The sequence below is a fragment of the Pararhodobacter sp. genome (assembly GCF_034676075.1).
Lineage (GTDB): Bacteria > Pseudomonadota > Alphaproteobacteria > Rhodobacterales > Rhodobacteraceae > Pararhodobacter.
On the sequence record NZ_JAUCCQ010000067.1, the window covers coordinates 1 to 19,434 of the forward strand.

18 protein-coding genes and 1 riboswitch are annotated in these 19,434 nt (G+C 67.5%); of the genes, 7 read left to right on the plus strand and 11 right to left on the minus strand.

Features of this window, described 5'->3' with window-relative positions:
* Positions 1 to 158 precede the first annotated feature (158 nt).
* Positions 159 to 764, plus strand: a complete 606-nt coding sequence (locus tag VDQ18_RS15680; protein WP_323021856.1) for an inner membrane-spanning protein YciB — start codon at positions 159 to 161, stop codon at positions 762 to 764.
* Between the two features lie 2 nt (positions 765 to 766).
* On the opposite strand, the gene VDQ18_RS15685 is transcribed toward VDQ18_RS15680, so the two are convergent.
* Positions 767 to 1,702, minus strand: coding sequence for a hypothetical protein (locus VDQ18_RS15685; protein ID WP_323021857.1), 936 nt, complete (start codon positions 1,700 to 1,702; stop codon positions 767 to 769).
* Positions 1,703 to 1,912: 210 nt separating this feature from the next.
* Positions 1,913 to 2,350 carry a hypothetical protein gene (locus tag VDQ18_RS15690; protein ID WP_323021858.1) on the minus strand — a complete coding sequence of 146 codons (438 nt, stop codon included), beginning with the start codon at positions 2,348 to 2,350 and terminating at the stop codon, positions 1,913 to 1,915.
* 159 nt (positions 2,351 to 2,509) lie between these two features.
* Positions 2,510 to 2,586: riboswitch (SAM riboswitch) on the plus strand.
* A 60-nt stretch (positions 2,587 to 2,646) separates the two neighbouring features.
* On the opposite strand from VDQ18_RS15690, the gene metZ reads away from it, so the two are divergent.
* The 6 genes from metZ (at position 2,647) to VDQ18_RS15720 (ending at position 9,593) form a co-directional block, all read left to right on the plus strand.
* The gene (gene metZ / locus VDQ18_RS15695) at positions 2,647 to 3,846 is read left to right on the plus strand and encodes an O-succinylhomoserine sulfhydrylase (protein ID WP_323021859.1); all 1,200 of its coding nucleotides are present in this window, start codon (positions 2,647 to 2,649) and stop codon (positions 3,844 to 3,846) included.
* A gap of 105 nt (positions 3,847 to 3,951) precedes the next feature.
* Complete coding sequence (gene folE2 / locus VDQ18_RS15700; protein ID WP_323021860.1) at positions 3,952 to 5,052, plus strand: GTP cyclohydrolase FolE2; 1,101 nt, start codon at positions 3,952 to 3,954, stop codon at positions 5,050 to 5,052.
* Positions 5,053 to 5,121: 69 nt separating this feature from the next.
* Positions 5,122 to 6,096: a 1-phosphofructokinase family hexose kinase gene (locus VDQ18_RS15705; protein ID WP_323021861.1), complete on the plus strand. Its 975-nt coding sequence runs from the start codon at positions 5,122 to 5,124 to the stop codon at positions 6,094 to 6,096.
* 53 nt (positions 6,097 to 6,149) lie between these two features.
* Positions 6,150 to 7,598: a TrkH family potassium uptake protein gene (locus tag VDQ18_RS15710; protein ID WP_323021862.1), complete on the plus strand. Its 1,449-nt coding sequence runs from the start codon at positions 6,150 to 6,152 to the stop codon at positions 7,596 to 7,598.
* 71 nt (positions 7,599 to 7,669) lie between these two features.
* The gene (locus VDQ18_RS15715) at positions 7,670 to 8,137 is read left to right on the plus strand and encodes a DUF1203 domain-containing protein (RefSeq protein ID WP_323021863.1); all 468 of its coding nucleotides are present in this window, start codon (positions 7,670 to 7,672) and stop codon (positions 8,135 to 8,137) included.
* 235 nt (positions 8,138 to 8,372) lie between these two features.
* Positions 8,373 to 9,593: a hypothetical protein gene (locus tag VDQ18_RS15720; protein ID WP_323021864.1), complete on the plus strand. Its 1,221-nt coding sequence runs from the start codon at positions 8,373 to 8,375 to the stop codon at positions 9,591 to 9,593.
* 73 nt (positions 9,594 to 9,666) lie between these two features.
* On the opposite strand, the gene radC is transcribed toward VDQ18_RS15720, so the two are convergent.
* The 9 genes from radC to VDQ18_RS23580 all read right to left on the minus strand — a co-directional run.
* Positions 9,667 to 10,443 (minus strand): RadC family protein, encoded by a 777-nt coding sequence (gene radC / locus VDQ18_RS15725; RefSeq protein WP_323021865.1) that lies wholly within the window; start codon positions 10,441 to 10,443, stop codon positions 9,667 to 9,669.
* A 184-nt stretch (positions 10,444 to 10,627) separates the two neighbouring features.
* Entirely contained in the window at positions 10,628 to 11,782 is a 1,155-nt protein-coding gene (dnaJ, locus tag VDQ18_RS15730; RefSeq protein ID WP_323021866.1) for a molecular chaperone DnaJ, read from the minus strand.
* 75 nt (positions 11,783 to 11,857) lie between these two features.
* Positions 11,858 to 13,771 (minus strand): molecular chaperone DnaK, encoded by a 1,914-nt coding sequence (gene dnaK, locus VDQ18_RS15735; RefSeq protein ID WP_323021867.1) that lies wholly within the window; start codon positions 13,769 to 13,771, stop codon positions 11,858 to 11,860.
* Between the two features lie 177 nt (positions 13,772 to 13,948).
* Positions 13,949 to 14,875 carry an AEC family transporter gene (locus VDQ18_RS15740; RefSeq protein WP_323021868.1) on the minus strand — a complete coding sequence of 309 codons (927 nt, stop codon included), beginning with the start codon at positions 14,873 to 14,875 and terminating at the stop codon, positions 13,949 to 13,951.
* Between the two features lie 53 nt (positions 14,876 to 14,928).
* Entirely contained in the window at positions 14,929 to 16,317 is a 1,389-nt protein-coding gene (locus tag VDQ18_RS15745) for a TRAP transporter large permease subunit (RefSeq protein WP_323021869.1), read from the minus strand.
* Positions 16,318 to 16,323: 6 nt separating this feature from the next.
* Positions 16,324 to 16,875, minus strand: coding sequence for a TRAP transporter small permease subunit (locus VDQ18_RS15750; RefSeq protein WP_323021870.1), 552 nt, complete (start codon positions 16,873 to 16,875; stop codon positions 16,324 to 16,326).
* A gap of 121 nt (positions 16,876 to 16,996) precedes the next feature.
* Entirely contained in the window at positions 16,997 to 18,103 is a 1,107-nt protein-coding gene (locus tag VDQ18_RS15755) for a TRAP transporter substrate-binding protein (RefSeq protein ID WP_323021871.1), read from the minus strand.
* Between the two features lie 176 nt (positions 18,104 to 18,279).
* Positions 18,280 to 19,161, minus strand: a complete 882-nt coding sequence (locus VDQ18_RS15760) for a DMT family transporter (RefSeq protein WP_323021872.1) — start codon at positions 19,159 to 19,161, stop codon at positions 18,280 to 18,282.
* 228 nt (positions 19,162 to 19,389) lie between these two features.
* A partial coding sequence (locus VDQ18_RS23580) for an SEC-C metal-binding domain-containing protein (RefSeq protein ID WP_416235117.1) occupies positions 19,390 to 19,434 on the minus strand: 45 nt, incomplete at its 5' end.

Consider the following 19,434-nt stretch of genomic DNA (forward strand, 5'->3'; position numbering starts at 1 on the left):
GGGTGGAAAACCCTCCTTGAAGCAGGGGGTGCGGGGGGCGGCAGCCCCCCGCCCTCGGTCGCCCGAGGCACGAGGGCGAAACCCCTCCCTCGTTCCTGCCTTGCGCTCGGGGGGTGGTTTGGGTCAGATGGCGCCTGTTTCAGGAGACCGGAGACCCCATGTCCCAGACGCCCCGCACCGAGCCCTCGATGCTCGTCAAGCAAGCGCTCGAATTCGGGCCGCTGCTCGTCTTCCTCGGCGTCTATCTGTGGATGCGCGACAGCACGGTGACCCTGGCCGGGCGCGAGTACCAGGGTTTCGTCATCGCCGTCGTCGCCTTCGTTCCGCTGCAGCTGCTGGCCACCATCGCCATGCGGCTCCTGACCGGACGGCTCAGCCGGATGCAGCTGACCACGCTGATCCTGGTGCTGATCCTCGGCCTCGCCACGGTGCTGCTGAACGACGAGCGGGTCTTCAAGATGAAGTCGACCTTCATCTTCGGCCTCTTCGGCATTCTCCTCTTCATCGGTCTGTGGCGCGGGCAGTCCTGGCTGGCCTATGTGCTCGATCAGGCGCTGCCGCTCGATCAGGAGGGCTGGATGATCCTCACCCGCCGCATGGCCTGGTTCTTCCTCGCCTTCGCGGCGATGAACGAGGTGATCTGGCGCAATTTCTCGACCGATACCTATGTGTTGTGGGACACGTTCGGGCAGATGGCGGTGATGTTCGTCTTTCTGATCGGCAATTACCGCCTGATCGAGAAGCACTGGACCGGCGAACGCTGACTTCAGGCCGGGCGGCGCCCGGGCAGCGGGATCTCGGCCCAGAACCGGCTCCAGCGCGGTTCGGGCGCCTGATCGAGGGCGGCGCGTAGCAGCGGCAGGGTCAGGCGCTCGCGGTCGTGGATCAGACGGCGGTAGAAGCGGAAGACGCCCGGGCGCAGATAGACCGACCAATGGCAGATCCGCGCGGCGCGGGCCGCCAGCGGCAGGCCGAGGGCGCGCAGGGCCGCACCGGTGGCCGGATGGTCGATCTGCACGTCCAGCCAGTTCGCCGCCCCCGTCAGGCCCCGCCCCAGCGCGCCGTTGCGGCCCAAGGGCGAGATGGCCCGTTCGAAGAGGAAATCGAAGAGGTCGTTTTCCCGCGTGGTGATGTTCAGGAATTCGGCCCGGCGTCCGGCGGGGCTGGCCAGCGCCGCCTCGGCCCGGCCGGTGAAATCGGCGCCCGCCAGCAGGATCACCCGGCCGACCGCCCCCTCGCCCACCAGCGGCACCGCGCCGAGGATGACCCGCGCGCCCAGCGAATGGCCGAAGAGGTCGACGCGGCGCCCGGGATCGAGACGGCGGACCAGATGGATGAGGCGCGCCAGCATCGGCGCCATGGCCACCGCCTCGGCCGTGGCGCGCCAGAGCCGGCCCGAGCTGTCCCAGCCGAAGCCGATGCAGAGCCCCAGCGGCTGGCGCGGTCCCGGCAGGGCAAAGCCCAGACGGCGCGGCCACGAGACGTTGCGGCTGCGGCCATGGCCCGGGCGGGCGGCGAGGATCAGGCGGTGGGGATCGCGGTCGGGGCACTCAGGGCTGTAGCCCTTGCCATGGACCATGACGACGACGGGAGCGCCCTTCGGCAGCAGGGAGAGGCGGCGGGCGAGCTCGGCTTCCGGTCCCTGGCCGCTACCGGCCAGCGACAGGCCGGAACGGGTGGCGGAGAGGGATAACAGCGTCATCGCGGGGCCTCATCTCAAGCGTCAGTTCACGTCATCGGTCCTTGTTTCTCGGGCATTCCGGGTTTCGACCCGGTTCCCGGGGCGTTCGGTGGTGTGTCGACCTTGGCGCGGTCGTCGTTCAGCCTGCACGCCCTTGATGGACAAAGGATGCATGGCCCCGGCTCGCTAGGCGAACACGGGCGGCGGTTATCCGATAACCGGGCGGGAAGGTCAGAGCACCAGCTCGTAAGTGGTCAACATCGACCGGGCGCTTTCGGTTCCCGACGGACGCTGGATCCCCCGGGCCTCGAGCGCGGCCTCGGTCAGCAGGGCATAATCGACCAGCGCCCGGGCGACGCTCAGGTCGTCCTCGCCGATATAGTCGCGGAACGTCGCGAAGATCCGCGCATAGGTCAGCGCCAGATCCGCGTCGCTCATACCCTGCAGCGCCGCCTCGACATCGAGCCGGGCTTCGGGCGTCATGCGCAGGTCGGTCTGCGTCATGGCCAGCGCCACCGGGGTTTCGATGACCGTCTGGGCCTGCGCCGTATCGACAATCCGTCCGAACCCCAGCATCGAGGCCCCGAACACCGAGGCCGCAAGGGCGAACGCCTGAAGGGAAACACTCCCGTACTGGTCCAACACACTGTCAATGAGTGCGGGTTTCATCTGAGTCGTATCCGGTCGTTCTTTCGTCACCAGGGCAAAATGTCGGTGAATCCGGGCGATTCGTGGGCAGGGCATGGGCCATTCGGGGGCCATGTTGCGTCGTCAAGGGGACAGCGGACGCCCTTGTGGCATTGACCCGGCGGCCTCTTGGGCGTATGCGGCGGGCATCGTGGGGGTTTGTGCCGGCTTGCGGCCCACGCAAAAGAAACCGCTAAAGAGGCTGGGCATCGCGGATTGGCGGCGCCCCCTCCTGCCGGCGTTGACAGTGCGGTTTCGACCGCCGGGGAGACGACGGGATGACCGCGAATACGGGCTCGAACGCAGGATGGAAAAGCCGCACGGTCGCCGTGCATGGCGGCGCACGACGCAGCCAGTATGGCGAGATGGCCGAGGCGATCTTCCTCACCCAGGGTTTCGCCTATCCCGATGCCGCGACCGCCGAGCGTCGCTTCGTCAAATCGGGTCCCGATGAATTCATCTATGCCCGCTACGGCAACCCGACCGTCGCCGCCTTCGAGGATCGCATCGCCGCCCTCGAAGGGACCGAGGACGCTTTCGCCACGGCAAGCGGCATGGCCGCCGTTTCCGGCGCGCTGACCGCTCTGCTCAGGGAGGGCGACCGGGTGGTGGCGAGCCGCGCGCTGTTCGGCTCCTGCCTTTACGTGCTGGAAGAGGTGCTGGGCCGTTTCGGCGTCAGCGTCGACTTCGTGGACGGCACCGATGCCGGGCAATGGCAGGCGGCCTTGGCCACGCCCGCCAAGGTCGTGTTCCTCGAAAGCGTCTCGAACCCGACGCTGGAGGTGATCGACCTGCCCATGGTCTGCGACCTGGCCCACAAGGCAGGCGCGCTGGTCGTGGTCGACAACGCCTTCGCCACGCCGGTCTTCAGCCGCGCGGCCGAGGCAGGGGCCGACCTCATCGTCTATTCCGCGACCAAGCACATCGACGGTCAGGGCCGCTGTCTGGGCGGGGTGATCTGTGGCCCGCGCGAGCTGATCCGCGGCAAGATCGAACCCTACATGAAACACACGGGCGGGGCGCTGAGCCCCTTCAACGCCTGGGTGATGCTGAACGGCCTGACCACGCTGGACCTGCGGGTCAAGGCGCAGGCGGCGTCGGCCCAGGCGCTGGCCGAGGCGCTGGAGGGTCATCCCGCCATCGCCACGGTCCTGTTCCCGGGTCTGGCCAGCCACCCGCAACATGCCGTGGCGAAGGCCACGATGGGCGGGCCCGGCACCGTGCTGGCCTTCGACCTCAAGGGCGGCAAGGAGGCGGCCTTTGCCTTCATGGACGCGCTGCAGGTGGTGCTGATCTCCAACAACCTCGGCGATGCGCGCACCATTGCCACGCATCCGGCCACCACCACCCACCAGCGCCTGCCCGAGGACCAGAAGGCGCTCTTGGGAATCACCCCCGGCCTGATCCGGCTGTCGGTGGGGCTGGAGGCGACCGAGGACCTGCTGGCTGACGTTCTGGGTGCCCTGTCGCGCCTTTAGGAAACGGCGGGCGGTGATCCAGACCGCCGCCGCTTCGTATAAGCGTTGAATGCGCGCCATAACAGCTTACGTTACGGGTCGCGACGAACGGAGGGGTCGAAGCCAATGAACATCCAACAGCCCATCGGGAACCGCGAACCCAGCCGCACCGAGGCCGAAGCCGCGCTCGATACCCTGCGCGCCTGGGCCAACCGGGCCAGCGATGACGAGATCGCGGGCCTGGACCCGCGCCTGTTGCGCCTGATCCCCGGCCTGCCGGACCCCGCCTATCCGGTGATGTCGCGCGAGTATCCGGCGCATTTCGTGCCTGACGAAGGCTACAAGCGCTCGATGCCGGACCTGCAGAACGGCCCGGCCAGCCTGATCCGCGGCGCCAACCGGCCGATCCAGCATGTCGGCATCTCGAATTTCCGCCTGCCCGTGCGCTTCCGCACGCGCGAAGGGGGCGACGTGACCCTTCAGGCCTCGGTGACCGGGACGGTCAGCCTCGAGGCGGACAAGAAGGGCATCAACATGTCGCGCATCATGCGCAGCTTCTACCAGCACGCCGAAAAGCAGTTCAGCGTCTGGGTGATTGCGGCGGCGCTCGACGATTACAAGGCCGACCTCGACTCGTTCGACGCCCGGATCCAGATGCGGTTTTCCTTCCCGATGAAGGTGGAGAGCCTGCGCTCGGGCCTGATGGGCTGGCAATATTACGACATCGCGCTGGAGCTGGTCGATCAGGCAGGCACCCGGCGGCAGTTCCTGCACCTCGATTATGTCTATTCCTCGACCTGCCCCTGTTCGCTGGAATTGAGCGAACATGCCCGCGCCGGTCGCGGCCAGCTGGCCACGCCGCATTCGCAGCGCTCGGTGGCGCGGCTCTCGGTCGAGGTTCTGCCCGGCAAGGTGCTGTGGTTCGAGGATCTGATCGACCTCTGCCGCCGCGCCGTGCCGACCGAGACGCAGGTCATGGTCAAGCGCGAGGATGAACAGGCCTTCGCCGAACTCAACGCCGCCAATCCGATCTTCGTCGAAGACGCCGCGCGCCTCTTCTGCGAGGTGCTGGAGGATGACGCGCGGATCGGCGATTTCCGCGTCGTGGCCAGCCATCAGGAAAGCCTGCACAGCCATGATGCGGTCAGCGTCCTGACCCGCGGCGAAACCTTCGCCAGCGCCAGCCTGGACCCGCGGCTCTTCTCGACGCTGATCCACGCGGGCTGATCGTGTGGGCCTTCCGGTCCGGGGGCGGTCGGGCTAGGCTCGGCCGCGATCCACAGGACCGGCCCCGCCATGCATGACCTTCTCACCGTCACCCTGAACCCGGCGCTGGATGTCTCCAGCGCCGCCGACCGGGTCGAGGCCGGGCCGAAGCTGCGCCTCGATGCGCCGGTCACCGAACCGGGCGGCGGCGGCATCAACGTGGCCCGCGCCGCGGCGAAGCTGGGCGGCCATCCCCGGGCCATCGCCGCGCTGGGGGGCGTGACGGGCGCGCGGTTCGCGGCGCTGATGGCCGGGACCGGCGTGTCGCTGGCCGATTTCCCGGTGCCGGGCGAGACGCGCCAGAACCTCGCCGTCACCGACCGCGCCACGGGCGGCCAGTTCCGCCTGCAGATGCCCGGCCCCGACTGGACCCCGGCGCTGGAGGCCAGGATGGAGGCGCTGATCGCCACCGAGGCCGCGGCCATCGGCCCGGGCGCGGTCATCGTCCTCAGCGGCAGCCAGCCGCCCGGGATGCGGGCGGGCTTCCCGCAGGCGCTGGCCCGGCGCCTCGGATCCACGGGCCGGCTGATCATCGACACCTCGGGCCCCGCCTTGGACGCGCTGGTCAGCCACCCTGAGCCTGACGCCGCGCCGCTGGTGCTGCGCATGGATCAGGCCGAATCCGAGGGGATCGCCGGGCGCCCCCTGCCCGACATCGCCGCCAGCCTCGACCTGGCGCAGGCGCTGGTCGCCCGGGGCGCCGCGCGCTGCGTGGTGATTGCCCGGGGCGCCGAGGGCTCGGTCCTGGCCACGCGCGCGTTGCGCCTGCATGCCCGGCCGCCGCATGTCGAGGTCGTGTCGAAGATCGGCGCTGGCGACAGTTTCACCGCCGCTTTCGCGCTGAACCTGGCCGGAAAAGCCCCGGGAGCCGAGGATTGGGCCGCCGCGCTCCTCGCCGGAACGGCGGCGGCCGCGGCGGCGGTGATGACCCCCGGCTCGGAACTCTGCCGCGCCAGTGACGCCGCCGAAATCGCCCCCCGTTGCACACTTGCCGCCTGTGACTGACCATCGCCCGGGCCGCGCTTGACACCGCGCGCGGGCGCCGCCAAGGCTGTGCCATGATCGACTTCCGACCCGTCGCGAACATCATCGGCTGGCTGCTCGTGGCGCTGGGAATCATCATGCTGGTGCCGATGCTGGCCGACCTGGTGACAGGCTCGCTCGACTGGCGGATCTTCCTGATCTCGGCCTTCGTCACGGTGACCGCGGGCGGCCTCGTGGTGCTGGCCACCGCCAGCACCGATGCCTCGGGCCTGACGCTGCGGCAGAGCTTCCTGGTGACCACACTCTCCTGGACCGTGCTGCCGATCTTCGGCGGGCTGCCCTTTACCCTCGCCTTCGAGCATGTCGGCTTCACCGATGCCATGTTCGAGGCCATGTCAGGCCTCACCACCACCGGGGCCACGGTCTTTGCCGGGCTCGACGCCATGCCGCCCGGGATCCTGCTCTGGCGGTCGATCCTGCATTGGCTGGGGGGCCTCGGGATCGTGCTGGTGGCGCTGATCTTCCTGCCGGTGATGAAGGTGGGCGGCATGCAGCACTTCCGCTCGGAAGGCTTCGACACGATGGGCAAGGTCCTGCCCCGCGCCGCCGACATCAGCTGGATGCTCCTGCAGATCTACGCCGGGCTGACGATCCTCTGCGCTGCGGCCTTCCTGCTGACCGGCATGAACGCCTTCGATGCGGTGAACCATGCGCTGTCGACGCTGTCGACGGGCGGCTTCTCGACCCGGGACAGCTCGTTCACCAATTACTCGGCCTCGGCCCATTGGGTCGGCATCGTCTTCATGTTCCTGGCGGGCCTGCCCTTCATCCGCTACCTGCAATTCATCAACGGCAGCTACAGGCCGCTCTTCAGCGACATCCAGATCCGCGCCTATCTGCGCTGGACGCTCTATGCGATCGGTGCGGTCCTGGCCTTCCGCGTGCTGCGCGAAGAGGGCGAGTTCGAGCCGATGCTGCGCGAGACCGCGTTCAACGTCGTCTCGATGTTCTCGGGCACCGGCTTTGGCAGCAGCGACGTCACGCTCTGGGGCGATTTCCCGATCCTGGTGCTGGTCGTGGTCGGCTTCATCGGCGCCTGCACCGCCTCGACCGGCTGCTCGATCAAGGTGTTCCGCTACCTCGTGCTCTTCGAGGCGATCAAGACCCAGCTCAAGCAGCTGGTCTATCCCAACCGGGTGATCCCGATGCATCTGGACGGGCGGCGCCTGGACGAGGAAGTCGTCGTCTCGGTCGTCGTCATGTTCACCGCCTATGTCGTGGGCTTCGGCGTATTGACCGTGCTGCTGTCGCTCTCCGGGCTGGAGATGCGGACCGCCTTCACCGCCGCCTGGACCTCGATCTGCAACGTCGGGCCGGTCTGGGGGGCCGAGGTCGGGCCGACCGGGTCCATCAGCGGTTTTCCGGCCTTCTCCAAATGGCTGATGATTCTGGCCATGCTGATGGGACGGCTGGAGATGGTGGCAGTGCTGGTGCTGGTGCTGCCCCGCTTCTGGCGCGGCTGATTGCGCAGCTTCCGGGTCGAACCCGCGGGGCAAAGACGGGACAAGCGGGGACTGCCACAGCGGAGGTTCCCATGCAGCCCGTCTTCCATCCCCTGCCCGCATCCATCGCCGACCATTACCGCGCAGGCGGCGCCGATGCCTATGGCCTTCTGCCCGAGCACCGGATCGTCACCGGCGGCGGCGTTCCCTGCCGCGCCACCTTGCGCCCCCTGCCCGAGGGCGCACCCTATCTGATCGTCGCCCATCGCCCGTTCGAAGGGCTGAACCCCTATACCGAGACCGGGCCGATCTTCCTGTCGGCCGAGCCGGGCGCGGTGGCCGAGCCCACGACCGAGCTGCCAGCCTTCCTGACCTCGCCCGACTATATCCTGCGCGGCTATTCGGCCGATGAGCGGATCCTCTACGGCACCGGCAGCGTGGTGGCGACGGACCGGCTGATCGAGGCCGCGGCGGCGCTGCTGGAACGGCCCGAGGTCGCCTTCCTGCACATCCGCTCGGCCAGCAACAATTGCTTCCATTGCCGGGTGGAACGGGGCTGAGCCGCCGCCTGAATGCCTAAAACTCTAGGAACGGGGTTGGGGCGGGATCGCAGTCCGCGCCCCGGCTGCGGCCGTTTCCCCGTGTGAATCCAAGGGGCTAAGCCGGGCGGCCGGGTGGCTCGACGGCCCGCCCCGCCGGCTCTGCACTGCCGCGAAACAACCTATCCGACGCCCCAAAGCTGCCCGCTTTGCTGCCGAAACTGACAGCAACACGGATCTTGAGTCGGAGTCTGTCATGAAACGGGTGCGCATCGTCGCCATTACCGCCGTCGCCCTTGGCGCGGCCGTCACGGCGGGAACCAAGTTCCAACAAGCCCGCGAAGCCGCCCTGCTGGCCGCCCAGCCTCAGGCGGTCGCCACGGCCACGCCTGCCCCTGCCGCCACCACGGCCGCGAACACAGAGAGCCTCGCCGAGGCCACCAGCCTGACGCAACTGGCCCCCTCCGCCGCGGCCCCCGTGGCTGAGGCCGACCTGCCCGCGCCCTCGCTCCTTGCCTCACGGATGCCAGAGCAGGCCACGCCGCAGCCCGCCATCGCCGCGCCCAGCAGCGCCGTCCCGGCGCCTGCTCCGGTCCTTGCCCCGACCCTCGCGCCGCGGCTGAGCCAGGCCAGCGTCCTGCCCGGCGTCGATGTCGCCACCCCGGCCGCCCCTGCGCCCGGTCCCGCCACGGAAACGCTGCGCCAGATCGCCGAGGCCGAGACGCTGCCTCAGGCCCCCACCGCAAGCGACGCGGTCGAGGCGACCCCGCCACTCGACCCGCAGCTTCAGGCCGAACTGGCCGCCTGCGCCGTCTGGCTGGTGGTGACCCCCGCCCCCGGCGCCATGCTGGAGACCAGCGTCTATGCCCCCTGCGACCGCGATGCGGTGGTGACGCTGTCGCATGCCGGGCTCAGCTTCGACACCCATCTGTCGGCCGATGGCCAGTTGCTGGCCCAGATCCCGGCCCTGACCGAGGTGGCGCAGGTCACCATCCGTTTCGCCGATGGCCGCGAGCAATCGGACGAGACGCCGGTCGCCGACCTCGCCACGGTCGAGCGGGTTGCGCTGCAATGGCAGGCCCCGGCCGAGATGCGACTCAACGCCTATGAATTCGGCGCGGGCTATGGCGACGCGGGGCATGTCTACGACCTGAACCCGCGCACGGCCGGTGTCACCGATCAGGGCTTCCTGACCGTGCTGGGCGATCCCAGCATCACCGGCTCGCATCTGGCGCAGATCTATTCCTATCCGCGCGGCGAGACCCCGCGCAGCGGCCGCGTGGCGCTGGAGATCGAGGTGCCGATCACCGACGCGACCTGCGGCCGGGCGCTGAGCGCCGACACGATCGAGCTGCACGGTACGGCGGCGGCGCAGATCCGCCAGATCCGGCTGGACATGCCGGTCTGCGATGGTCAGGGCGGCTTCCTGGTCCTGCCGGGCGTGCTGCCGGACATGCAGATCGCGCTGAGCAACTGAACGAACCGGGCCCTGCTGCCCCCTGGAACCCGGCGCCGACGCGCCGGGTTTTGCTTTGGGGCGGCCCGGGGCCTCACAGCAGACCCTCGGCGCGGAAGCTGAATTCGCGCTCCTTGCCGATCACCAGATGGTCGTGCAGCGTGAGCGACAGCGCCTCGGCCCCCTGACGGATTTTCTCGGTCAGGGCGATGTCCTGAGCGCTGGGGGTCGGATCGCCCGAGGGATGGTTGTGGACCAGAATCAGCGCCGAGGCCTGCAGTTCCAGCGCCCGTTTCAGCACCTCGCGCGGGTAGAGGGGGACGTGATCGACGGTCCCCTGCCCCGTCTCCTCGTCGGCGATCAGGCAATTCTTGCGGTCAAGGTAGAGGATGCGCGCCTGCTCGACCTCGCGATGCGCCATCGCCGTGTGGCAATAGTCAAGGAGCGCCTCCCAGGAGGAGATCACCGGCCGGTTCAGAACCCGCGCCCGCGTCAGGCGCAGCGCCACCGCCTCGGCCAGTTTCAGGGCGGTGAGCACCGTCTCGCCCACCCCCTCGATCTGCAGCAATTGCCCGGGCGGAGCGGTGATGACCCCGGCCAGCCCGCCGAAGCGATCCATCAGCGCCCGGGCCAGCGGCTTCACATCGGCCCGGGGGATCGCGCCGAAGAGGATCAGCTCCAGCAACTCGTAATCCGGCATTGCCGCCGCCCCGCCCTCAAGAAAGCGGCTGCGCAGGCGCCTTCTGTGGTCCCTGAGGTAGGAGGGCAGCGTGCCGGGGGGGATCGCCGCCACCGCGCTCGCCTCATCAGCGGCGAAGAGTGGTAGCGGCCGTTCGGCAAGCGACTCAGGGCGGGGGGCGGGACGGGGCATGACCCAGCTTCGGCCCTGATTGGTGAAGGAAGGGTTAAAGAAAAACGGCGCCCGGAGGGGCGCCGTTACAGGGTGAGCGGGTGGTGCCGTGGCGCAGGCCCGCGGCTTGCGCCTCGGGCGTGGAACCCTGAACACGCTCCACCGGAGCGTTTTCGCCCTGCCGCTTTGGCGGCAGGGTCGGGTTTCACCCTTTCATCCCATCCCAGAAGCTTTTGACCTTGGAGAAGAAGGAATTCCCCTCCGGGTGGTTATCCGCCGACAACCCTTCGAATTCGCGCAGCAATTCCTTCTGCCGCGCCGTCAGGTTCACCGGCGTCTCGACGCCCAGCTCGATCAGCATGTCGCCGAAGCCGCCACCCCGAAGCGCCGGCATCCCCTTGCCGCGCAGACGCATCTGCTTGCCGGACTGGGCCCCGGCCGGGACCTTCACCCGGCTGCGGCCGCCGTCGATGGTCGGCACTTCCACCTCGCCGCCCAGGGCGGCGGTGGTGAAGCTGACCGGCACCAGACAATGCAGATCCAGCCCGTCACGCTGGAAGATCGGATGCTCGCGGACCTCGATGAAGATATAGAGGTCGCCCGCCGGACCGCCCCTGAGCCCCGCCTCGCCCTCACCGGACAGACGGATGCGGGTGCCCGTCTCGACCCCGGCCGGGATGTTGACCGAGAGCTGGCGCTCCTTCTCGACGCGACCGGCGCCCTTGCAGCTGGTGCAGGGATTCTTGACGATCTGCCCCAGCCCGCCACAGGTCGGGCAGGTCCGCTCGACCGTGAAGAAGCCCTGCTGCGCGCGGACCTTGCCCATGCCCGAACAGGTCGGACAGGTCACGGGCTCGGCGCCGCCCTCGGCGCCCGAGCCGTTGCAGGCGTCACAGGCGGCGAGCGTCGGGACGCGGATCGACTTCTGGACGCCCTTGTAGGCCTCCTCGAGCGTGACACGCAGGTTGTAGCGCAGGTCGCTGCCGCGGCTGGCGCGCGCCCGCGCCCCGCCGGCACCGCCACCGCGTCCGCCCATAAAGTCGCCGAACAGATCCTCGAACACATCCGAGAACGAGGCGCCGAAATCCTGGCCGCCCGGCCGCCCGCCGCGCGCGCCGCCACCGCCCATACCGCCTTCAAAGGCCGCATGGCCGAAGCGGTCATAGGCCGCCTTCTTGTCGGCATCCTTCAGGACGTCATAGGCCTCGTTCACTTCCTTGAACTGGGACTCGGCGTCGGGGTTGTCCTTGTTGCGGTCGGGGTGCAGCTCCTTGGCCTTGCCGCGATAGGCTTTCTTCAGCTCCTCGGCCGAAGCGCCCCGCGCCACACCCAGAACGTCGTAATAATCGCGCTTGGCCATTTCGTGGACCTCACTTTCAAAAGCAAGGCCCCGGTCCGGTATCTCTCCGGCCGGGGCCCCGCGTTAGATCACACGTCAGCCACGACGCTTGTTGTTGTCGAGATCCTCGAAATCGGCATCGACGATGTCGTCATCCACCGAGCGCGGCTCATCTTCGCCCTCGGCCGTTTCACCGGCCTCCTGCTGCGCCTTGTAGATGGCCTCGCCCAGCTTCATCGAGGCATCGCGCACGTTGTTGATGCCCGACTTGATCTTCTCGACATTGTCGCCATCGAGGTTGTCCTTGAGCGCGGCAATCGCCAGCTCGATGGCCTCGACGGTGGTCGGGTCGACCTTGTCCTTGTACTCGACGAGCGACTTCTCGGTCGAATGGATCAGGCTTTCGGCCTGGTTCTTCGCCTCGACCAGCTCGCGACGGGCCTTGTCGGCGTCGGCGTTGGCCTCGGCGTCCTTGACCATCTTCTCGATATCCGCGTCCGACAGACCGCCCGAAGCCTGGATGGTGATCCGCTGCTCCTTGTTGGTCGCCTTGTCACGGGCCGAGACATTGACGATGCCGTTGGCGTCGATGTCGAAGGTCACCTCGATCTGCGGCATGCCGCGGGGCGCCGGCGGGATGCCTTCCAGGTTGAACTGGCCGAGCATCTTGTTGTCCGCCGCCATCTCACGCTCGCCCTGGAACACGCGGATCGTCACCGCGTTCTGATTGTCCTCGGCGGTCGAGAAGACCTGGCTCTTCTTGGTCGGGATCGTGGTGTTGCGGTCGATCAGGCGGGTGAAGACACCGCCCAGCGTCTCGATGCCGAGCGACAGCGGGGTCACGTCGAGCAGCACCACGTCCTTGACGTCGCCTTGCAGCACGCCGGCCTGGATGGCCGCGCCCAGCGCCACGACTTCATCGGGGTTCACGCCCTTGTGGGGCTCTTTCCCGAAGAACTTGGTCACTTCTTCGACGACGCGCGGCATGCGGGTCATCCCGCCAACCAGCACGACCTCGTCGATGTCGCCTTTCGAGAGGCCCGCATCCTTCAGCGCCTGCGCACAGGGCTTCATGGATTTGACGATCAGATCGCCGACCAGGCTTTCCAGCTTGGCGCGGGTCAGCTTCATCACCAGGTGCAGCGGCTGCCCGGTGTTCTTGTCCATCGAGATGAACGGCTGGTTGATCTCGGTCTGCTGGCTCGACGACAGCTCGATCTTGGCCTTTTCCGAGGCTTCCTTCAGACGCTGAAGGGCCATCTTGTCGAGGCTCAGGTCGACGCCGTGCTCTTTCTTGAACTCGTCCACCAGGTAGGTGACGATGCGCATGTCGAAGTCCTCGCCGCCGAGGAACGTGTCCCCGTTGGTCGATTTCACTTCGAAGAGGCCGTCGTCGATCTCAAGAATGGTGATATCGAACGTACCGCCGCCGAGGTCATAGACGGCGATGGTCTTGGTCTCTTTCTTGTCGAGGCCGTAGGCCAGCGCGGCCGCGGTCGGCTCGTTGATGATGCGCAGCACTTCCAGACCGGCGATCTTGCCGGCGTCCTTGGTGGCCTGACGCTGGGCGTCGTTGAAATAGGCGGGGACGGTGATGACCGCCTGCGTGACCGTCTCACCCAGATACGATTCCGCGGTTTCCTTCATCTTCTGCAGGATGAAGGCCGAGATCTGGCTGGGGCTGTATTTCTCGCCGCGCACTTCGACCCAGGCGTCGCCATTGCCGCCGTCGGCAATCTTGTAGGGGACGAGCTTCTTGTCCTTCTCGACCTCGGCGTCGCCCAGACGGCGGCCGATCAGGCGCTTCACCGCGAAGACGGTGTTGGTGGGGTTGGTGACGGCCTGCCGCTTGGCGGGCTGACCGACGAGACGTTCGGACTCGGTGAAACCGACGATCGAGGGCGTGGTGCGCGCCCCTTCGGCGTTCTCGATCACCCGGGGCTGCGAGCCTTCCATGATCGCGACGCAGCTGTTGGTCGTACCGAGGTCGATCCCGATGACTTTGGCCATGATGAAATCCTCTTTCCTTCGGCGATGTTGTGAGGCGGCGATCCCGTCAGGCTTCGCCTCCCCGATCCCAGAACCGGGATCCCCCTCAGGGCGCTCTCCCGGCTTCGAGGGCTATATAGGGAGGGGTCAGAGGGGCTGCAAGCGGCTGGACAGGGCCAAAATGGCAAGAATGTCACATCACCCGGCAAAGCGGGCGATGATGACCGGCAGTGTCAGCACGCTGGCCGCCGTGGAAAGCAGGATCGCGGCCGAGACCCTTGCCACGCAGACCCCGTAATGCTGGGCGAGGATATAGACGTTGCCCGCCACCGGCAGCGCCGCGGCGCAGATCAGCACCCCCGCTGCGAAGGGGTCGACGTCGAAGATCCAGAAGGCGGCGGCGCCGACGGCAAGCGGATGCAGCACCAGTTTCGCGGCGCTCAGCCAGCCCGCTACGGTCAGCCGCTCGGCCCGGTTGCTGGACAGGCTGGCGCCGATGGCGAAAAGCGCGCCGGGCGTGGCGGCGGCGCCCAGAAGTGTCGTCGTGGCGGCGACGAAGCCCGGTAGCGGCAGGCCGGTGGCGGACCACAGCAGCCCCGCCGCCATCGCCACCACCATCGGGTTCCGCGCCAGCCCCAGCCCGATGACCCGTGGCAGATCGGGCGAGATCCGCCCCTCGCGCGCCAGGGTGATGATGATGGTCAGGAGGCTGGAAAAGACGATGAGGTCGATGGCCAGCACCAAGAGCACGGTGCCCGCGGCCTGCGGCCCCAGCAAGAGGACCAGCATCGGCACGCCCAGGAAGCCGGTGTTGCCGATGATCGCGGTATGCGCCTCCATCACCGCCTCGGGCAGCGGGCGGCGGCGGGCAAAGGCCACGGCCAGCGCGATCAGATAGACGACGGCACAGCCGAGGAGATAGGCGGCCGCCGCCCGCGGCTCGAAGATATCGCCAAGCGACATGCTGGCCGAAAAGCCGAACAGCATGGCCGACAGCGCGAAATAGAAGACGAAGCGGGTCAGCCAGGCCGTCGCCTCGGGCGGGAAGAACCCGGTCTTTCCTGCGCCATAGCCCAGGACGATGACGGCGAAGAACGGCAGGGTCTGGAGGAAGACGGTGAGCATCGGGCCTGTCGGAAATGAAACGGCCCGCCACATCGGGGCGGGCCGAAGAGGGGTCAGTAAACCACGCTTGGCAACCAGGTCACCAAACCGGGGAAGAGGAACAGGATGACGATGGCGACGATCTGCAGCAGCACGAAGGGGATCGCCCCGCGATAGATCGTCCCGGTCGAGACCGTGCCCGGCGCCACCCCCCGCAGATAGAAGAGCGCGAAACCGAAGGGCGGCGTCAGGAACGAGGTCTGCAGGTTCACGCCGACCATCACCCCCAGCCAGATCGGGTCGACGCCCAGCAGCAGCAGCGTCGGCGCGGTGATCGGCAGCACGATGAAGATGATCTCGAACGTGTCCAGGATGAAGCCCAGCACGAACATCACCACCATCACGGCGATCATCGCCCCCAGCGCACCGCCCGGGATGCCGGTCAGGAACTCATGCACCAGATCGTCGCCGCCCATCTGGCGGAACACGACCGAAAAGACCGAAGCGCCGAACAGGATGATGAAGACCATGGCGGTGATCTTGGCGGTCGAGCGCACGGTATCGAGCACGATCGACGCCTTGAGCCGCCCGCGCAGCGCCGCCAGGATCGTGGCGCCCACGGCGCCCACGGACGCAGCTTCGGTCGGGGTGGCAATGCCGCCCAGGATCGAGCCCAGCACGGCGATGATCAGCATCAGCGGCGGCACCAGCGCCACGACGATCTCGCGTGGCAGGCCGCGGCGCTCTTCGGCGCTCATCGGCATTGCCGGGCAGCTGGAGGGGTCGGTCACCGCCTTGAAGAGGATATAGGCGATGTAGACGACGACCAGCAGCATCCCGGGGATGAAGGCCCCGGCAAAGAGGTCACCGACCGAGACCGCGCTCGGCGCGAAATTGCCCAGGCTCATCTGCGCCTGCGCATGCATCCCGGCGATCATGTCGCCCATGAAGATCAGCACGGTCGAGGGCGGGATGATCTGCCCCAGCGTGCCCGAGGCGCAGATCGTGCCGGTGGCGAGTTTCGGATCATAGCCCGCCCGCAGCATGGCGGGCAGCGAGATCAGGCCCATCGTCACCACGGTGGCGCCGACGACGCCGGTCGAGGCCGCCAGCAGCGCCCCCACCACCACGACGGAAATCCCCAGCCCGCCCCGCATCGAACCGAAGAGCTTGCCCATGGTGGACAACAGCTGCTCGGCGATGTTGGAGCGCTCCAGCATCACCCCCATGAAGATGAAGAGCGGCACCGCGACCAGAACCTCGTTGGTCATGTAGCCGGTATAGCGCCCCGCGAGGGCGCTGAGGTTCGACATGTCGAACACACCGAGCGACAGGCCGATCAGCGCAAAGAGGATCGAGGTCCCGGCCAGCGTGAAGGCGACCGGAAAGCCCAGCATCAGGAAGCCGATCACGCCCAGGAACATCAGCCCCGAGAGGATCTCTCCGACAAGTACAAGATCCATGGGCGGTTACTCCGAGACGGCTTCGTAGCGGTAGGATTTGGGCACGAGATCCTCGCGCCCGCGGATGATCAGGATCGACCGGATCAGCATCGACAGGCCCTGCAAGGCCAGCGTCACGGCAAAGACCAGGATGAAGCCCTTGACCAGATAGAGGCCGGGCGCGCCGCCGGGGTTCGCCGACCCCTCCTGCAGGCGCCACGATCGGGCGACGAAGACGTAGCAATAGGTCCAGACGACCCAGGTGAAGGGCAGCAGGAACAGGATCACGCCGATCAGATCGAGCCAGGCCTTCTTCAGGGTCGAGGCGGGGCGGTAGAAGATGTCCACCCGCACGTGATCGTTGGTGTAAAGCGCATAGGCCGCGACCGAGGTGAACATCACCCCGTTCAGCCAGGGATACAGGTCCTGCATCCAGAGCCGCGTGGTCGAGAACAGGTAGCGTTCGACGACGACCCAGAAGCAGACCAGAACGATGGCGAGCGCAAGCCATGAAAAGACATTGCCGATCAGCCGGTTCACGCCGTTGATGGCGCGCATGATGGCGGAAAGACCGTTCAAGGGGACCTCCTGGATCCGCACGGGGATAACAAGGCGCCAGCCGTCGCAACGGGGTCGGGCAACCGGCGCTCGGGATGGGAAAAACCCCGCGCTCGGGTCTACCGGGCGCGGGGCTGTCGGATCAGAGGTCCGACGTGTCGAAGAAGCGCTGACGGGCCGCGGTGAACACCTGGTCGGTGCCCTCGGTCCGGGTGCGCAGCAGCTTCAGCGCATCGACGAAGCTGCGCGCGGTGCGCGCGGTCAGATCGTCGCTCGAGGCCAGCAGTTCCTGAAGCATCGCCTTCGATTCGCGGGCGCCCGCCTCGACGATGTCATCGGGGAACGAGGCATGCGCGGTGACGCCATGGTCGTTGACGATGGTCGCCAGCGCCCGCGGATCGTTGGCCACGAAGTCCGAATAGGTGTTCTCGTATTCCGCCTGACAGGCCGAACGCACGATTTCCTGGGTGCTGGTCGGCAGTTCCAGGAACTTCGCCTTGTCCACCGCCAGCTCGGTCGCCAGGCCCGGCTCGACGAAGGACGAGGTGTAGTAGTGCTTGCAGACTTGGTAGAAGCCCAGCGCCAGGTCGTTGTAGGGACCGACGAACTCGGCCGCGTCCAGCGTCCCGGTTTGCAGCGCCTGGAAGATCTCGCCCGCGGCCATGTTGGTGACCGACGCGCCAAGGCGCTGCCAGACCTGACCGCCCAGGCCCGGGGTGCGGAAGCGCAGACCCTGAATGTCGGCCAGGCTGGTCAGTTCGTTGCGGAACCAGCCGCCGGTCTGGGTGCCGGTGTTGCCCGACAGGAAGCCGATGACGCCGAACTGGTCATAGACCTCGTCCCACATCTCCTGGCCGCCCAGGAAGCGCATCCAGGCCGAGTGCTCGGCGGCGGTCAGGCCGAAGGGCACGCCGGTGAAGAACGACAGCGCGACGGATTTGTTCTGCCAGTAATAGGCCGCACCGTGGCTCATCTCGGCGGTGCCGTCGATGACCGCATCCAGCGATTGCAGCGGCGGCACCAGCTCACCGGCCGAATAGACCTCGACGGTCAGCTGGCCATCGGTGGCGGCGGTGATGCGGTCGGCCAGACGCTGGGCGCCGACACCCAGACCGGGGAAATTGCGGCCCCAAGTGGTGACCATGCGCCAGGTGGTCCGGCCCTGCGCGACGGCCGGGGCGGCCAGCGTCGAGGCCGCGGCCGCGGCCCCGCCGAAGGTCGAGGTGCGCAGGAATGAACGACGATCCATAGGTAATCCTCCCAGAGTTTCTTTTGGTCATTTCGGCTGACCAATATCGCGGTATATACACGGCATTTTCGCCGTTAGAACCCGAATTCCGCAAACGTTAGCGCTAGAATCCGCAGGCCCTGCGCATCCTAGCGCAGACGCCGGAGGCGTCCAGTGTTTTCGCGGCGCAAGGCGGTTCAGGCCCGCGCGGCCCGGCGGGAATTCAGGCGCAGATTCAGGAAGTTTGCCGAAAAGATGATGGCCGCGCCCAGGAAGACCATCGGGTCCAGCGCCTCGGCATAAAGCCAGACGCCGACCAGCGCGACGATCGGCAGCCGGGCGAATTCCATCGGCGCCACCAGCGTCGCGGGCGCCAGCCCCAGCGCCGAGGTCAGCGAGTAATGGGCGCTGAGCCCGGTCAGGGCGATGATGCCGAGCCAGGGCAGCATATGCAGGCTGGGCCAGGTGAAGCCCGAGGCCAGCGCCAGCACCAGCGCCATCCCGGTCTGGCTGAGCGTCATCCAGAAGAGCACGGTCAGTACATGGTCATGCAGCATGATCTTGCGGGTGAAGATCAGGTTCATGGCAAAGCCCACCGCCGCCAGAACCCCCGCCAGATGGCCCAGATTCAGGGGCTGGACGCCCGGCTGCGCCACCACCAGCACGCCGACGAACCCCACGAGGGTGATGGCCAGCTTCACCCCGGTCAGCCGCTCGCCCAGAAACACCGGCGCCAGCAGCACCACCCAGATCGGGCCGGTGAATTCCAGCGCCACCAGCTGCGACAGCGGGATCATCATCAGCCCGTAGAACCACAGGTTCTGCCCGGCGAAATGGAAGGTGTTGCGCACCAGATGCAGGCCCCAGTGCTGCGTGCGCACGATGGCGAAATCGCCTCGCCGGACGCGGATGATCGCCGCGACCAGCAGGAAACCCATGAACGAGCGCCAGAACATCAGCTCGAAAGTGTTGAGCTCGACCTGCACGGCCCGCCCCGCCACCGCCATCAGCACGAAGGACACGATGGCGCCGCACATCCACAGCGCCGCTTTCAGCGGCTGGGGTTGCGTCTGGGTCATGGCGTCCTCCTCCGGGCGCGAGTCGCGCCAGAGGATGCATAGGCCCCCGCCCGACCGGAAGGCAAGCCCGCTTCGCACGTTAAGTATCGACCGCGGGGACCGGCTCCCCTGCCCTCTCCGCGGGGATCAGGCTGCCGGAAAGCGGACAATTTTAATCAAATTGTCCATCTTTGTTCTCTAAATATCCTCGGGGGGTGCGGGGGGCAGACGGCCCCCCGCCTCACCGGGTCAGGCCAGCGCCCCGTGGCATTGCTTGAACTTCTTGCCCGATCC

Bases quoted from the DNA above. Each gene is read 5' to 3' on its own strand.
- VDQ18_RS15680 (WP_323021856.1), top strand. From the start codon at position 159: ATGTCCCAGACGCCCCGCACCGAGCCCTCGATGCTCGTCAAGCAAGCG.
- VDQ18_RS15685 (WP_323021857.1), bottom strand. From the start codon at position 1,702: ATGACGCTGTTATCCCTCTCCGCCACCCGTTCCGGCCTGTCGCTGGCC.
- VDQ18_RS15690 (WP_323021858.1), bottom strand. From the start codon at position 2,350: ATGAAACCCGCACTCATTGACAGTGTGTTGGACCAGTACGGGAGTGTT.
- metZ (WP_323021859.1), top strand. From the start codon at position 2,647: ATGACCGCGAATACGGGCTCGAACGCAGGATGGAAAAGCCGCACGGTC.
- folE2 (WP_323021860.1), top strand. From the start codon at position 3,952: ATGAACATCCAACAGCCCATCGGGAACCGCGAACCCAGCCGCACCGAG.
- VDQ18_RS15705 (WP_323021861.1), top strand. From the start codon at position 5,122: ATGCATGACCTTCTCACCGTCACCCTGAACCCGGCGCTGGATGTCTCC.
- VDQ18_RS15710 (WP_323021862.1), top strand. From the start codon at position 6,150: ATGATCGACTTCCGACCCGTCGCGAACATCATCGGCTGGCTGCTCGTG.
- VDQ18_RS15715 (WP_323021863.1), top strand. From the start codon at position 7,670: ATGCAGCCCGTCTTCCATCCCCTGCCCGCATCCATCGCCGACCATTAC.
- VDQ18_RS15720 (WP_323021864.1), top strand. From the start codon at position 8,373: ATGAAACGGGTGCGCATCGTCGCCATTACCGCCGTCGCCCTTGGCGCG.
- radC (WP_323021865.1), bottom strand. From the start codon at position 10,443: ATGCCCCGTCCCGCCCCCCGCCCTGAGTCGCTTGCCGAACGGCCGCTA.
- dnaJ (WP_323021866.1), bottom strand. From the start codon at position 11,782: ATGGCCAAGCGCGATTATTACGACGTTCTGGGTGTGGCGCGGGGCGCT.
- dnaK (WP_323021867.1), bottom strand. From the start codon at position 13,771: ATGGCCAAAGTCATCGGGATCGACCTCGGTACGACCAACAGCTGCGTC.
- VDQ18_RS15740 (WP_323021868.1), bottom strand. From the start codon at position 14,875: ATGCTCACCGTCTTCCTCCAGACCCTGCCGTTCTTCGCCGTCATCGTC.
- VDQ18_RS15745 (WP_323021869.1), bottom strand. From the start codon at position 16,317: ATGGATCTTGTACTTGTCGGAGAGATCCTCTCGGGGCTGATGTTCCTG.
- VDQ18_RS15755 (WP_323021871.1), bottom strand. From the start codon at position 18,103: ATGGATCGTCGTTCATTCCTGCGCACCTCGACCTTCGGCGGGGCCGCG.
- VDQ18_RS15760 (WP_323021872.1), bottom strand. From the start codon at position 19,161: ATGACCCAGACGCAACCCCAGCCGCTGAAAGCGGCGCTGTGGATGTGC.